10 protein-coding genes are annotated in these 14433 nt (G+C 42.8%); 7 read left to right on the top strand and 3 right to left on the bottom strand.

What is annotated here, in order from left to right; genetic code table 11:
* Positions 1 to 2 precede the first annotated feature (2 nt).
* Complete coding sequence (gene hisS, locus B2248_RS09075; protein WP_273181101.1) at positions 3 to 1259, top strand: histidine--tRNA ligase; 1257 nt, start codon at positions 3 to 5, stop codon at positions 1257 to 1259.
* Between the two features lie 29 nt (positions 1260 to 1288).
* The gene (gene pgi / locus B2248_RS09070) at positions 1289 to 2926 is read left to right on the top strand and encodes a glucose-6-phosphate isomerase (protein WP_273181097.1); all 1638 of its coding nucleotides are present in this window, start codon (positions 1289 to 1291) and stop codon (positions 2924 to 2926) included.
* Between the two features lie 59 nt (positions 2927 to 2985).
* Here pgi and glgB read toward each other — a convergent pair whose 3' ends face one another.
* Entirely contained in the window at positions 2986 to 5166 is a 2181-nt protein-coding gene (gene glgB, locus B2248_RS09065; RefSeq protein ID WP_273181095.1) for a 1,4-alpha-glucan branching protein GlgB, read from the bottom strand.
* 97 nt (positions 5167 to 5263) lie between these two features.
* Here glgB and glgC point away from each other — a divergent pair, with 97 nt between their 5' ends.
* From glgC to B2248_RS09045, 4 genes are read left to right on the top strand one after another with little or no spacing between them, the layout of a single operon-like run.
* On the top strand, positions 5264 to 6532 hold the full coding sequence (glgC, locus tag B2248_RS09060; protein WP_273181093.1) for a glucose-1-phosphate adenylyltransferase: 1269 nt from the start codon (positions 5264 to 5266) through the stop codon (positions 6530 to 6532).
* Positions 6522 to 8204, top strand: a complete 1683-nt coding sequence (locus tag B2248_RS09055; RefSeq protein ID WP_273181091.1) for a glycoside hydrolase family 57 protein — start codon at positions 6522 to 6524, stop codon at positions 8202 to 8204. Before glgC ends, B2248_RS09055 begins: the two co-directional genes overlap by 11 nt.
* A 3-nt stretch (positions 8205 to 8207) precedes the next feature.
* Positions 8208 to 9656 carry a 4-alpha-glucanotransferase gene (gene malQ, locus B2248_RS09050; RefSeq protein WP_273181089.1) on the top strand — a complete coding sequence of 483 codons (1449 nt, stop codon included), beginning with the start codon at positions 8208 to 8210 and terminating at the stop codon, positions 9654 to 9656.
* Entirely contained in the window at positions 9643 to 10032 is a 390-nt protein-coding gene (locus tag B2248_RS09045) for a glycine cleavage system protein H (protein ID WP_273181087.1), read from the top strand. Before malQ ends, B2248_RS09045 begins: the two co-directional genes overlap by 14 nt.
* Here B2248_RS09045 and B2248_RS09040 read toward each other — a convergent pair.
* Positions 10008 to 11129, bottom strand: a complete 1122-nt coding sequence (locus B2248_RS09040) for an anhydro-N-acetylmuramic acid kinase (protein WP_273181085.1) — start codon at positions 11127 to 11129, stop codon at positions 10008 to 10010. The genes B2248_RS09045 and B2248_RS09040 overlap by 25 nt on opposite strands.
* Before the next feature lie 5 nt (positions 11130 to 11134).
* The gene (locus B2248_RS09035) at positions 11135 to 12721 is read right to left on the bottom strand and encodes an OapA family protein (protein WP_273181084.1); all 1587 of its coding nucleotides are present in this window, start codon (positions 12719 to 12721) and stop codon (positions 11135 to 11137) included.
* A 132-nt stretch (positions 12722 to 12853) separates the two neighbouring features.
* Between B2248_RS09035 and tyrS the strand changes: the two genes are divergently transcribed.
* Positions 12854 to 14050 carry a tyrosine--tRNA ligase gene (tyrS, locus tag B2248_RS09030; RefSeq protein WP_273181082.1) on the top strand — a complete coding sequence of 399 codons (1197 nt, stop codon included), beginning with the start codon at positions 12854 to 12856 and terminating at the stop codon, positions 14048 to 14050.
* The last annotated feature ends 383 nt before the right edge of the window (positions 14051 to 14433 follow it).

Below are 14433 nucleotides of genomic sequence, written 5' to 3'. Positions count from 1 at the left end.
ACGTGGCAGAGATTATCCGCTCTATCAGGGGGATGAACGATATTCTCCCTGAAGCAACCCCATACTGGCAAGTGATAGAAACTATCTTAAAAGATGTTCTTGCTGGTTATGGATATCAAGAAATTCGTTTCCCAATCGTTGAAAAAACAGAGCTTTTTAAACGTTCTATCGGTGAAGTCACTGATATCGTCGAAAAAGAAATGTATACCTTTGAGGATCGTAATGGCGACAGTTTGACGCTACGTCCGGAAGGTACGGCTGGCTGTGTTCGTGCAGCCATGCAAAACGGTTTACTCAATCAAACACAGCGTCTCTGGTATATGGGGCCCATGTTCCGTCATGAACGTCCGCAAAAAGGCCGTTATCGCCAGTTCCATCAAATAGGTGTTGAAGCCTATGGTTTTAATGGCCCTGATATCGATGCTGAGATGATTATGCTGACGGCGAGGCTATGGAAAGCATTAGGCTTGAAAGGTGTAACGTTACAGATAAACTCATTAGGCAGCACAGAAGCTCGCTTAGCCTACCGTGAAGTATTAATTGCCTACTTTGAACAACATCAGTCAGAACTGGATGAGGATAGTCAGCGCCGTTTACATTCGAATCCTCTGCGGATTCTGGATAGTAAAAATCCAGAGATGCAAGCGCTCAATGACGCTGCACCCAAATTAATCGATTATCTGGATGAAGAATCTAAGCAACATTTTGAACAGTTATGTCAGATACTCGACAGTGTCAATATCGCCTATGAAATTAATCCAAGACTGGTCAGAGGTTTGGATTATTACGGTAAAACTGTATTCGAATGGGTTACTGATCAGCTTGGCTCACAAGGTACAGTCTGTGCGGGCGGTCGTTATGATGGCTTAGTAGCTCAGCTGGGAGGCAAAGAGGCTACTGCAATTGGCTTTGCTATTGGTTTAGAGCGCCTTGTGGCTCTGCTTGAAGCAACTGACGCTCTACCTGAAATAAAGCAAACTGATGCGTATTTAGTCGCCGTAGGTGAACAAGCCATGGCACAGGCCGCGTTATTAACCGAACGCTTACGCGATGAGCTTCCTGGTATAAGGTTGATAAGCCATTGCGGTGGTGGTAGTTTTAAAAGCCAATTCAAACGCGCTGATCGAAGTGGAGCTCGTTGGACACTTATTCTGGGGGATGAAGAAGTGTCTAACCAAACAATCGGTATTAAAACCATGGCGACAGGGGAGCAGCAGACCATAAAATGGGCTGAACTGCCTTCATTCCTCAGTCAATAATTATAACTAATACAAGAAATCTAAGAACTATGACACCTTTGAATATACCTGAATGGCAGTCTTTGGTCAGACACTATTCTGACCTGAAATTCGTATCCATGCGTGAGCAGTTTGCGCTTGACTCAAACCGGTTTGAACGATTTTCTATCAAAAGTGGTGATTTGTTACTGGACTACTCCAAAAACCGTATTACTCAAGAAACAGTAGATAAGTTAATCCAGTTAGCTGAAGCCGTTGAAATTCAGGACTGGATTGAGCGTATGTTCAAAGGTGAAGCCATTAACCATACGGAAGGTCGGGCTGTATTACACACCGCGCTTCGAAATCGAAGTAATACACCGGTGATGGTGGACGGCAAAGATGTCATGCCAATGGTCAACGCTGTGCTTGATAAAATGCGTAATTTTTGTGAGCAGGTACATAGTGGCACGTGGTTAGGGTTCTCTGGTAAAAAGATTACAGACATTGTTAATATCGGCATCGGCGGCTCCGATTTAGGGCCTGCCATGATTTGTGATGCACTTGAGCCTTATGGTATTGATGGGATGGGTGTGCATTTTGTGTCTAATGTTGATGGCACAGATTTAAGCACAACCTTAGAAAAATTAAACCCTGAAACGACCTTATTTGTTGTTGCCTCAAAAACCTTCACCACTCAGGAAACGATTACAAATGCTCACTCAGCACGTAATTGGTTTTTGAAACAAGGTAAACAAGAAGATGTAGCAAAACATTTTGTTGCTGTCTCAACCAATGCTGATGAAGTCGCTAAATTTGGTATTGATACTGCCAATATGTTTGAAATCTGGGACTGGGTCGGTGGCCGCTATTCCTTGTGGAGTGCCATTGGTCTGCCGATAGCTCTCTATACCGGTATGGATAATTTTGAGCGTTTGCTTGATGGTGGTCATCAGATGGATAACCATTTCCGTCAGCAACCATTGAAAGAAAATATCCCAGTGATCATGGGTATGTTGGGTATTTGGTATGTGAATTTCTTTAATTCACAAACCCAGGCGATTGTACCTTATGATCACTCACTCGCTCGTTTCCCTAGCCATATGCAACAGCTGGACATGGAAAGTAACGGTAAATTTATTAACCGTTCTGGCGCACGTATCAACTATAAAACCGGTCCTGTTATTTGGGGTACACCGGGTACTAATGGCCAACATGCCTATTTTCAGTTGATTCATCAAGGTACACAGTTAATCCCAGTAGATTTTGTCTTGCCGGTGAATAGTCATTATCCAGAATGTGATCATCAGTCTATTCTATTAGCAAATGGCCTGGCACAAGCCGAAGCGCTAATGAAAGGTAAAACAGCTGAAGAAGTGCGTGCTGAGCTGGTTAAAGAAGGTTATGAAGGCAAAGAGCTTGAAGCGCTGTTACCTCATAAAGTTTTCCCTGGAAACCGACCAAGTAACGTCCTGTTATTTCCTAAACTTACCCCAGAAATGTTGGGACAATTAGTGGCATTGTATGAACATAAAGTGTTTGTTCAAGGTGTGGTCTGGAATATTAATTCTTTTGACCAATGGGGTGTTGAACTTGGTAAACAGTTAGCTAAAGCGATTGTTCCTGAACTGAAAGATGATGCAGAGATTTCAGCTCACGACAGCTCAACAACACATCTGATTAAACTCATTCGCGAGTTAAGACAGTAAGTAAATCTCAATAGCTTATTCCTCCTGATAGAGCAGTAGGAATAAGCCTATCTTTTCGTTCAATGTTTCTTTTGCAAAATCAGCCCGGATAATGGCGGTAGATTGAGTTGTATTGAATATGGTCTGTCTGACCACGCTGTTTGTTCAGCACTCATAACAGGCAGATTATGGTAATTGCTACCCGCGTAATACTCAGAGTCTGAATTGATAATGATTTCGTAATCCCCCAGTTCAGGTACGCCGAGACGGTAGCTATCTCGTGGAACGGGTGTAAAGTTGAATACAGCAATAATAAATTCTTCATTATTTTTGCGTAAATAACTCAGAATGGAATGTTCCCTGTCATTACAATCAATCCATTCAAAGCCTTGTGATTCAAATTCGTGTTTATACAGTGCTGGCAGACTTTTATAAGTATTGTTGAGATCCGCCACCAGTTTTTTCAGTCCCTGATGCACCGGATAGTCGAGTACATACCAATCCAAATCTTTTTCACAGTTCCATTCGCTGCCCTGACCAAATTCACATCCCATAAACAGCAGTTTTTTGCCTGGATAGCTGAACATGAAGGTATAGAGCATGCGTAAGTTAGCAAAGCGTTGCCATTCATCACCAGGCATTTTGTAGATCATAGGACGTTTGCCGTGCACAACTTCATCATGAGAGAAAGGTAAAACAAAGTTTTCTGTGAATGCGTAGAGCAGGCCAAAGGTCAGATCATCGTGATGATAGCGACGATGAATGGGATCTTGTTGCATATATTCTAAAATATCGTGCATCCAGCCCATATTCCACTTCATAGAAAAACCGAGACCACCGATATCTGTTGGCCGAGAAATCATTGGGTAGGAGGTAGACTCTTCAGCCGTGATAATACAACCAGGGTGCTCACTGTGTAATACGCTGTTAACGTGTTTGAAAAACTCGATAACTTCGAGGTTTTCACGGCCACCATATTGGTTTGGAAGCCACTCTCCTTCTTTTCTTGAATAATCCAGATACAACATAGAGGCTACTGCATCGACGCGAAGCCCATCGATATGGAATTCTTCCAACCAGTAAAAAGCACTCGATAATAAGAAGTTAAATACTTCTTTTCTGCCATAGTTAAAGATAAGTGTGCCCCAATCCTGGTGTTCGCCGCGTCGGGGATCTGCATGTTCATACAATGCTGTCCCATCAAATTTAGCAAGTCCATGTGAGTCTTTAGGAAAGTGGCCCGGAACCCAGTCTAATATCACGCCAATATCGTGTTGGTGACATTGATCGACAAAATAGCGGAAATCATCGGGGCTGCCGAAGCGACTGGTTGGCGCAAAGTAGCCGGTAGTTTGATAACCCCATGAGATATCCAAAGGATGTTCGGTAATCGGTAACAATTCAATATGAGTAAACCCCATCTCGTTGACATACGGCACAAGCTCGTCGGCTAACTCACGATAGTTGTAAAAACCTCCATCCTGATGGCGTTTCCATGAACCGAGATGGACTTCGTAGATGGAATGGGGGGTGTGGAGCCAGTTACTTCGTTCCCGTGTTGCAAGCCATTCCTCATCACTCCATTGGTGTTTGCTTGGGTGGGTAATAATGGAGGCGGTGCCTGGTCTTAATTCACATTGTTGTCCATAAGGATCCATTTTCAGGTGCAGTGAGCCACCTTGGCGACTCCTAATTTCAAACTTATAGAGTTCACCCGGCATGAGTTCAGGAATAAAAATTTCCCATACACCGGTTGCTCCTCTTACTCTCATAGGATGGCGTCGACCATCCCATTGGTTGAAATTACCGACAACACTTACACGTTCCGCACCTGGGGCCCATGTGGCGAATAAGGTGCCTTTAATCCCTTCAACTTCGTAGTAGTGCGCACCCAGAATTTTATAGGCATGCCAATGCTTACCTTCAGAAAAAAGGTGAAGGTCATAGTCTGATATTTGCGGCATGATACTGTAGGGATCATGGTAAGCCACTTGCTCACCGTTATGACAGTGACGATGTATTTTATAAGGCCAAGTAATTTTTTCCTGAGGACCTTTCCAAACAAAAAAATCACTACCTTCAACGCGTTGCATTGGGAGTTTGTCGTCAATAGTGGCGGTTTCTGTATCAGGTAAAAAAGCGCGGATCTCAGCTTGACCGGCATTCTGATGAAGGCCCAGCACGCTAAATGGGTCATGATGACGAGCTTCTATAATTTTAATGATGTCTTCATTCAAATTGTTGTCAAAAATCATCGTCATACTGTCCTGTAAATTTTAATTGCTGTTCAATGCTTGCTTATGGCAGGCTAACAATATTACAGCACAAATAATAGGTTTTTTGCCGGAGAATTCATCTATGAGTGAAAACAATAGTACCCGTTTTGTCAGTCGTCTTACCCGTGATACCTTGGCTTTAATTTTAGCCGGCGGTCGTGGTTCTCGGCTTAAACAACTGACGGATTGGCGTGCTAAACCCGCCGTACCATTTGGTGGTAAGTTCAGAATTATTGATTTTCCTCTCTCTAATTGTGTTAACTCAGGTATTCGGCGTGTGGGAATTCTCACTCAGTACAAGGCTCACTCTTTAATCAGGCATGTTCAGCAGGGGTGGGGCTTTATGCGAGGCGCACTGGGTGAATTTGTCGAATTACTACCAGCATCACAGCGTAATGAGAGAGGCTGGTATGCCGGCACAGCTGATGCGGTCTATCAAAATATCGATATCCTGAGAAACCATGGTCCGGAATATGTTCTGATACTGGCCGGTGATCATATTTATAAAATGGATTATGGTGATATGCTAGCAGAGCATGTTGCTCAAAACGCGGATATGACAATTGGCTGCATTGAAGTACCGATTGAAGAAGCCAAGTCACTGGGAGTGATGTCGGTAGATGCAAACAGACGCATCGTGGCGTTTAATGAAAAACCTGATGAACCAACGCCTATTTTGGGCCGCGAAGATGTGGCGCTGGCTTCGATGGGCATTTATGTTTTTAATGCCGCATTTTTATATGAACAGTTAATCAAGGATGCCGATACCCGCACTTCGACTCATGATTTTGGGCACGATATTATCCCCAATCTGATTAAAAACTATAAAGTCGTTGCTTTTCCGTATAAAGATGTGCAGGGCAATGACCCGGGCTATTGGCGTGATGTAGGGACTATTGATGCTTTTTGGTCTGCCAACCTGGAACTGATTGGTGTGACACCTGAGTTGAACCTGTATGACGATGATTGGCCTATCTGGACACATCAGGCGCAACAGCCACCGGCTAAATTTGTGTTTGATGACGATGACCGAAGAGGGATGGCTGTCGATTCAATGGTATCTGGAGGTTGTATCATTTCTGGCTCGACTGTGCGCCACTCTGTTTTATTTTCGAATGTTGAGGTACACAGTTACTCATTGGTTGAAGACAGCGTCGTTTTACCAGATGTGACAATTGGTCGTCACTCAGTACTTAAACGTGTGGTTATTGATAAAGGCTGCGTTATTCCAGAAGGTACGGTGATTGGTGAATATCCGGAACAAGATGCAAAACGTTATTACGTCTCTCCAAACGGCGTGGTTTTAGTCACACCTGAAATGTTAGGACAAAATTATCGTTATGTCAGATAAAATAAAAGTGGTACTTTGCTGGCATATGCACCAGCCTCAATACAGTGAGCCTATGGGTGGACTGTATCAGTTGCCATGGACATATCTTCATGCCATTAAGGATTACGTCGATATGGCGTGGCACTTGGAGAATGTGGCTGGTGCTAAAGCTGTCGTCAATTTTGCGCCGACATTATTGGAGCAACTTGCTGACTATGATGAGCAGTTGCAAGGGCGATTTAAAGGTACTGGTAGGTTAAAAGATCCACTACTGATTGCCCTGGACTCTCCTGTGCAGCCAGTTCACGCCGAAGAGCGTAAAACATTAATTAATGCCTGTTTACGCGCAAATGATGAAAAATTAATCCAGCCATTTCCGCATTTCGCCAAACTTGTCAAAATGGCGCGTTGGCTTCTCAACGACCCTGAGCGCCTCAATTATGTGAATGATCAGTTTATGATCGATATGCTGGTCTGGTATCACTTAGTCTGGATGGCTGAGTCAGTCAGACGCAGCGATGTCCGCATTCAGGCTTTAATGAAAAAAGGCAGACATTACACATTTCATGACAGACGTCAGTTGATGATTGTTATCGGTGAGCTGTTAAAAGATTTGATACCGCGTTATCGCCGCCTTGCTGAAACAGGACGTGTTGAGTTATCAGTGACGCCATATGCACATCCAATCATCCCGTTATTACTTGATATCAATTCAGCTCATGAGGCGATGCCTGATGCTGAACTACCGCTTGAAACCCATTACCCGGGAGGAGAGCAGCGTGCCCACTGGCATATGGAAGAGGGGATAAAAGTCTTTAAATCCTTTTTTGGTTTTACACCTAAAGGCTGTTGGCCTTCAGAAGGTGCTGTTTCAGAAGCGGCATTAAAACTGATTGCTAAACATGGCTTCACATGGGCTGCCACAGGTGAAAATGTGCTCAGAAATAGTTTAAAACTTTCTGGCATGACTGACGCAAGCATTCATAAACCATATAAATTACCTGGCACGTCACCGGTCTGCTTTTACAGAGACGACGGTCTCTCGGATATGATTGGTTTTACCTATACAAAATGGGGGGCTGATGATGCTGTCAATGATTTCGTCCATCATATCCTCAATATCAAAGCCAATACCGAGGGGGATGATGACCGGGTCATTTCTGTGATTTTGGATGGAGAAAATGCCTGGGAATATTATTCATACAATGGCTATTATTTCCTACAGAGTCTTTATCGAACCTTGTCTGAGCATCCTGATATCGAACTTACCACATTCACTGAATGTCTTGAAAATGGGGTTCAAGCTGCCGAGTTGCCTAAAATGGTCGGTGGGAGCTGGGTTTATGGTTCTTACTCCACCTGGATAGGCGATAAAGACAAGAACCGAGCCTGGGACTTATTGAGTGATGCGAAAAAAACCTTTGATAAGGTGATGGCAAGCAAAGAGTTTGAGCCAGAAATGCAACTGGCACTTGAAAGGCAACTAGCCATTTGTGAAGGCTCAGACTGGTTCTGGTGGTTTGGCGACTATAACTCAGCTGATAGTGTGAGTGATTTTGAGCGTTTGTATCGTCTGCATTTGTCTAACCTGTATCAAATGTTAGGTGAGGTTGTCCCGCAAAAATTATCTGAAGTAGTTTCTCATGGTGGCGCTGGTGTGGAACAGTCGGGAACAATGAGGCGTGGAAGTTAACTAGTGAATCAAGCAAAAGTATTCAGTAAGCGCCGAAGCGGCATCCTTTTACATATAACGAGTTTACCTTCGGGTAATCTCGGAGCAGATGCCTTTAAATTCATTGATTTTCTCTGTGCTGCTGGCGGCACTGTCTGGCAGGTGTTACCACTTGGCCCAACGCACGAAGATGGCTCACCATATCAGTGCTTGTCTGCTCATGCGGGTAATAACCGGTTTATTTGCCGTGAGACATTAAAATCGCAAAGCTGGGCGGAACCGACAAAACTAAATGACGCCAAAATGTCGCGCTTAATGGCTACGGCATATCGTCAGTTTCTGAAAAATGCTACTGAGGAAGATAAGCAGCAGTTTATTTCGTTTTGTAGTGAACAGCAGTATTGGCTTGATGACTATGTGCTGTTTCGTGAAATTCGTCATCTCAATCAGGCTCGCGCCTGGTTTGACTGGCCACATGAACTCCGTGAACGGCACCCTGACGCGTTAAATAAAGTAACACAGGAACGCGATGAAGCATTGATGATTCGTCGCTTCGAGCAATATGTGTTTTTCACTCAGTGGCAGCAACTACGAGAATATGCGAATAAGAAAGGTGTGAAGTTATTTGGCGATATGCCTATCTTTGTAGCCCATGATAGTGCTGATGTTTGGGCAGAGCCATTATTATTTACCTTGGATGAGCAAGGGGCTTCTACCCGGGTTGCAGGGGTTCCCCCTGATTATTTTTCTGAAACAGGCCAGCGCTGGGGTAATCCATTGTATGAATGGCAACATCACATTCAACAGAATTTTGATTGGTGGAAACGGCGCTTAAAAACACAGCTCGCACTTTTTGACTTAATCAGAATTGATCATTTCAGAGGATTTGAGGCTTGTTGGGAAATTCCTGCAACATGTGAAACGGCAGTAGATGGTGAATGGAAGCCTGCACCCGGTGAGCAGCTATTTGATGAATTATTAGACTATTTTGGTGAGCTACCTTTAGTCGCGGAAGATTTAGGCATTATTACCGAAGAAGTAACTAAGCTTCGGGAAAAATATGGAATGCCGGGCATGAAAATTCTTCAATTTGCCTTTGGTGGTGATGCTTCAAATCCCTATCTGCCACACCAGCAATGTGAAGACAGTGTGACTTATACTGGCACACATGATAACAATACCACTCTGGGCTGGTATCAGCAGCTTGATGAGCACACTAAAGCTCATATTCAGGCCTACTTCGGGGAAACAACAGAGTCTATGCCATGGCTACTGATTCGCTCTGCCTTACGTTCGGTATCAGAGTTAGCGATCTTACCATTGCAAGATATCCTGTCCCTAGATGGTAAACATAGAATGAATGTACCTGGAACAATGGTGGGTAACTGGCTTTGGCAGTTTAATTGGGATATGTTTAGTCCCGAAATTTCACAAAGGTTGAAATCACTGAACAGTTTGTATGGTCGATGTTAATCAACGCTTTTTCTCACCAGAGCATATCTGGTTGGCTCCACTCGATGGCGGAAATGAACTAAGACTGGGGATCAGTGAGTTTTTACAGGATCAACTTGGCGATATTACTCATGTACATTTACCGGTAATTGGGCAAAATTACTATATAGGCGATAGCTTATTTGTTATTGAATCAATGAAGTCAGCGACAGAGTTTTATTCTCTGCTGACTGGCGTAGTAACTGCAGTCAATCTGTCATTAACAGATACACCACAATTAATTAACCAAGATCCATTTGATACTGGCTGGTTATGCCAGATGAATGTGAGTGATATAACTCATTTGCCTGAAACACTAATGTCTCTGGTAGCTTATGAAGCGATGTTAGATGGGTAGATTGCGCCAAGAAGACTTAACTTTTCTGCACCAGTGACGGCAGGCAAGTTACCTGAAGCATGAGACAGCGTTCGCATGGCTAACCAAGCAAAGGCACATGCTTCAACCCAGTCGGGTGCAAGGCCTAGACTGGATGTCGTATCGACTCTGACACCTGATAGATTCTTGCGTAAGGCATCCATCAAAACTTGATTATGTGAGCCACCGCCACAGACAAAGACGGCATCCGTATTATCAGCATAATTAATGATGGCATCACTTATTGAACGAGCTGTCATTTCCAATAAGGTCTTTTGAATATCTTTCGCTGGAATAGGTTTATCAATATTTGCCAGAATATTGCTCAGCCATTTTAAATTGAAGTATTCTCGACCTGTACTTTTGGGTATGGACTGTTGAAAAAAACTATCTGCCATCAGCGTTTCCAACAGTTGTTCATCAATGATACCGTCTCGAGCCCAGTCACCATTAGCATCATATAATGCCAAGTGGTGTTGCTGATACCATTCATCCATCAGTACGTTTCCGGGGCCTGTATCAAAGCCAGAAACGGCTTTATTTTTATCTTTTGGCAAAATGGTGATATTACCAATACCCCCGATGTTAGCAATGACTCTGTTTTCATCACCAGAGTGAAAAAGTGCTTGGTGAAATGCTGGAACTAATGGTGCTCCCTGACCACCAAGAACCATGTCCCGTTGACGGAAGTCTGCGACAGTCGTTATCCCTGTTTTCTCAGCAATAACATTTGCATTGCCTATTTGCATACTAAATGGATATTGAGCTTCTGGTGCATGGAAAATAGTCTGTCCATGACAGCCTATCGCTGTAATACTGTTTGCAGCTATTTGTGTTTCATTCAGAAGCTGATTGATTGCCTGGCTATATTCATGGCCTAAGGCAATATCAATTTGCCCCAATTGTTGTAAGTGAGTTCTGGCTGAACTAATTAGTTGATGCAGATCTCTTCTTAACTGATTACTGAATGGGTAAGTCTCAGCAGCAATCAAACGTATCTGCTGATCATTGAAGTCAGTGATAGATACATCAATACCATCAAGACTGGTGCCAGACATCACACCAATATACAGACTCATATATTTTAGTTTTGGTTAAGTGCCAATGTTGGGACTTTTAATGAATCCAGTTGCACAAGCAGTGGTTGAGACTTTTGTTTGAAATCTGCCATGTATTTTGCGTTCAGCGGTTCAGCTTTTGGCAGCGCCACGGTTAATGGATTATGATGAATACCATTGATACGGAATTCATAATGTAAATGTGGACCTGTAGCCAGACCACTCATACCGACATAACCAATGACTTGTCCTTGTTTAACACGTTGGCCTCGTTTTAAACCTGATTTGAATTTTGACATGTGGCCGTAGAGTGTTGTGTATTTACCGCCGTGAGATAAGATAATTACACGACCATAACCACCTTTATTTCCAATAAAATCGACCTTGCCATCACCTGTTGCCAAGATAGGTGTGCCTGTCGGTGCAGCATAATCAACACCACGATGCGGTCTGTTTGTTTTTAATACTGGATGTTTTCTATTAGGATTAAAGACAGAACTGATACGGCTAAAGTGCACGGGGGTTCTGGTGAAGGTTTTTCTCATACTTTCACCCTGAGGAGTAAAGTAATGTGTATTGCCTTCGCTGTCTGTGTAACGAACAGCTCGGAATGTTTTGCCTCGGTTTGTAAATTCAGCGGCTAAGATATCGCCGTCATCAAATTTTTTCCCATCAAGATAATCTTCTTCGAAAATCACTTTGAAACTATCTCCCTGACGCAAGTCAAGAGCAAAGTCGATATCCCAACCAAAAATATGGGCTAATTCCATCACGAGTTTATCTGATAGACCCGCCTGTAAACCTGAACCGAATAATGACGATTCAATTTCACCAAATACTTGTTTTTGGCGTTTATCGGTTTCTTTTGTAAGTATTTCAGCCTTATAGCCATCTTCAGTGGCCACTAATTCTAATTTTTTGATAGGACTAAAAATCAGATCAAGTTGCTTAAGTTGGGGTTGTCCTTCTTCATCTTTAGTTAGGCCGAAGTGTAATTCCTGACCTGGTTTAAGATTGAGTAAAGGCTTAATAGATTTTCCAGTTTGTGCAACGTTATAGACATCGCGTGCTGATAAACCCACTTTAGGAAAAATGAGTGATAGATTGTCACCAGACTTAACGGTCACTTGCTTCCATTCTGCTATGGAAGGATCAACCGCTTCTTCAGTCGAGGCTACCATATTAACTCTTTCATCTGTAGTAGCTGATACAGACTGTTCTTCCTGTTGAGATTCTTCTAAATTAATGCGTTCAAGCTGTGCAGTTTCTGCAACACCAAGATCGCTAGAGTCAGGAATATCAACTAATTCAGTTTGTGGATTATTGACAGTTGGTTGTTCAGGTGTTGCCAGACTTAATTGAACAGACTGTTTTGATGAATCATCAGAGTTTGCCGTATGTTCAGCACCAATCTGGCCTGGAAGGTTAATTGTTTGCGATTTAGTATCAGTGCTGACTGGGGTGCTGGTCGCCAGAACCATGCTGGTGACAAATACACCGATCACGCTTGCAATTGATAAGGCTATGTAATGATGACGTTTGCCATAGAACTTTTTTTCACTTGAGAACAGTTTTGACTTTGCTGGGGAGTTCAAAAGTCTATTACGTTTCATATGCAAACTCTTGGTAAAATTATAAATTCTCCCAATTCTCTCAATAAATGATCAGAATTGGAACCCCTTATTTTATGTCTGTTGTGATAATATTGCCGACCACTTAAAACACAAGAACTTGGAGTGCTGTAAATGATCCCTGTAGATGAGGCGATGCTTGAGATTCGTCGTGGTGCGGAAGAAATTTTAGTTGAAAGCGAGCTTATTGAAAAACTCTCCACAGGAAAACCCTTAAGGATAAAGGCAGGTTTTGATCCCACTGCACCTGATTTGCATCTTGGACATACGGTTCTTCTCAATAAAATGCGTCAATTTCAACAGATGGGACACACCGTCATCTTTTTGATTGGTGACTTTACCGGGCTTATTGGCGACCCAACGGGGAAAAGTGCTACTCGTCCGCCACTCACTGCCGAAGAAATTGAAGAGAACGCTAAAACTTATAAAGAACAAGTCTTTAAAATTCTAGACCCGACCAAAACAGAAATACGTTTTAATTCCGAGTGGTTTAGAGAAAAAGGTGCTGACTTCATGATTAAGTTAGCAGGAAAGTTAAGTGTGGCTCGGATGTTAGAACGAGATGATTTCAAAAAACGCTTTAAAGCGAATCAATCAATTTCAATTCACGAATTTCTTTACCCTTTAGTACAGGGTTATGACTCTGTTGCGTTAAAAGCTGATGTTGAACTTGGCGGGACAGATCAGAAATTTAACCTATTAATGGGGCGTGAATTACAAAAGGCCGAAGGACAAGATTCACAAGTCGTTATCATGACACCATTATTAGAAGGCTTGGATGGCATTAAGAAAATGTCTAAGTCTCTAGGAAACTATGTGGGTATTACCGAAGCACCAGGTACTATGTTTCAAAAGATAGTCTCTATCCCTGACTCACTGATGTGGCGCTGGTATGAGCTACTGTCATTTAAATCTATAAAAGAAATTGAAAAACTGAAGGCTAGCGTAGACAACGGAGCTAACCCCCGTGATGTCAAGATTGAGCTGGCAAGAGAAATAGTCGCTCGCTTTCATGGTGAAGAAGCCGCAGCCACTGCTCATAAGGGGGCTGGCAATGTTATCACTGACGGTGAAGTGCCAGAGGGGACACCTGAAATCGAAATTTCATTGGAAGGACAAACTGAGCTAGCCATCGGTGCTGTTATAAATAAAGCCAACCTGGTTGCCAATTCAGCCCAAGCGAAAGATATGCTTCATAATGGGCGTGTGAAAGTGGAGTGGGATATAGTTGAGCCTAGTTTACAGCTCGGCGCAGGCAAATATCTAATACAAGCCGGTAAGAAAAAAATTGCTTGGGTCATTCTAAAGTAAGTTTGGAATGAGCGGAACTCCAGTATCGAATTCGCTCAGAAAGTCAGTTTTGATTTGTTTAGTACAATCAAATACTGCGATAACAAGATTTTCTGACCGGAACAAGCAGCATTCAAGCAGCTAGAAAATGAATGTTTTCACAGCTATTTGAATTTAAGAAAATAAAAAAACATATAGATTCAAACAGCTAGGTAATAAAAAGTCTAAAAGGGAAAATCTTCCTGTTGACCCAGCGTCAATACGCTGTAGAATGCGCCCCTCTTGCTGATGAGGGAGCCTGAAAAGGCTAGTTGAATTGGCATTTGGCTTAATGTTTACAGTTTCAAAAAATGTAAAAAATTAAGTTGACAGTCAGGCAGAGAGCTGTATAATTCTCGCTTCTT

It is taken from the genome of Methylophaga sp. UBA2012 (assembly GCF_002335235.1).
In the GTDB taxonomy this organism is placed as follows: domain Bacteria; phylum Pseudomonadota; class Gammaproteobacteria; order Nitrosococcales; family Methylophagaceae; genus Methylophaga; species Methylophaga thalassica.
Note: the sequence above shows the minus strand (reverse complement) of the source record. Positions and strands in the feature narration are given on the sequence as shown.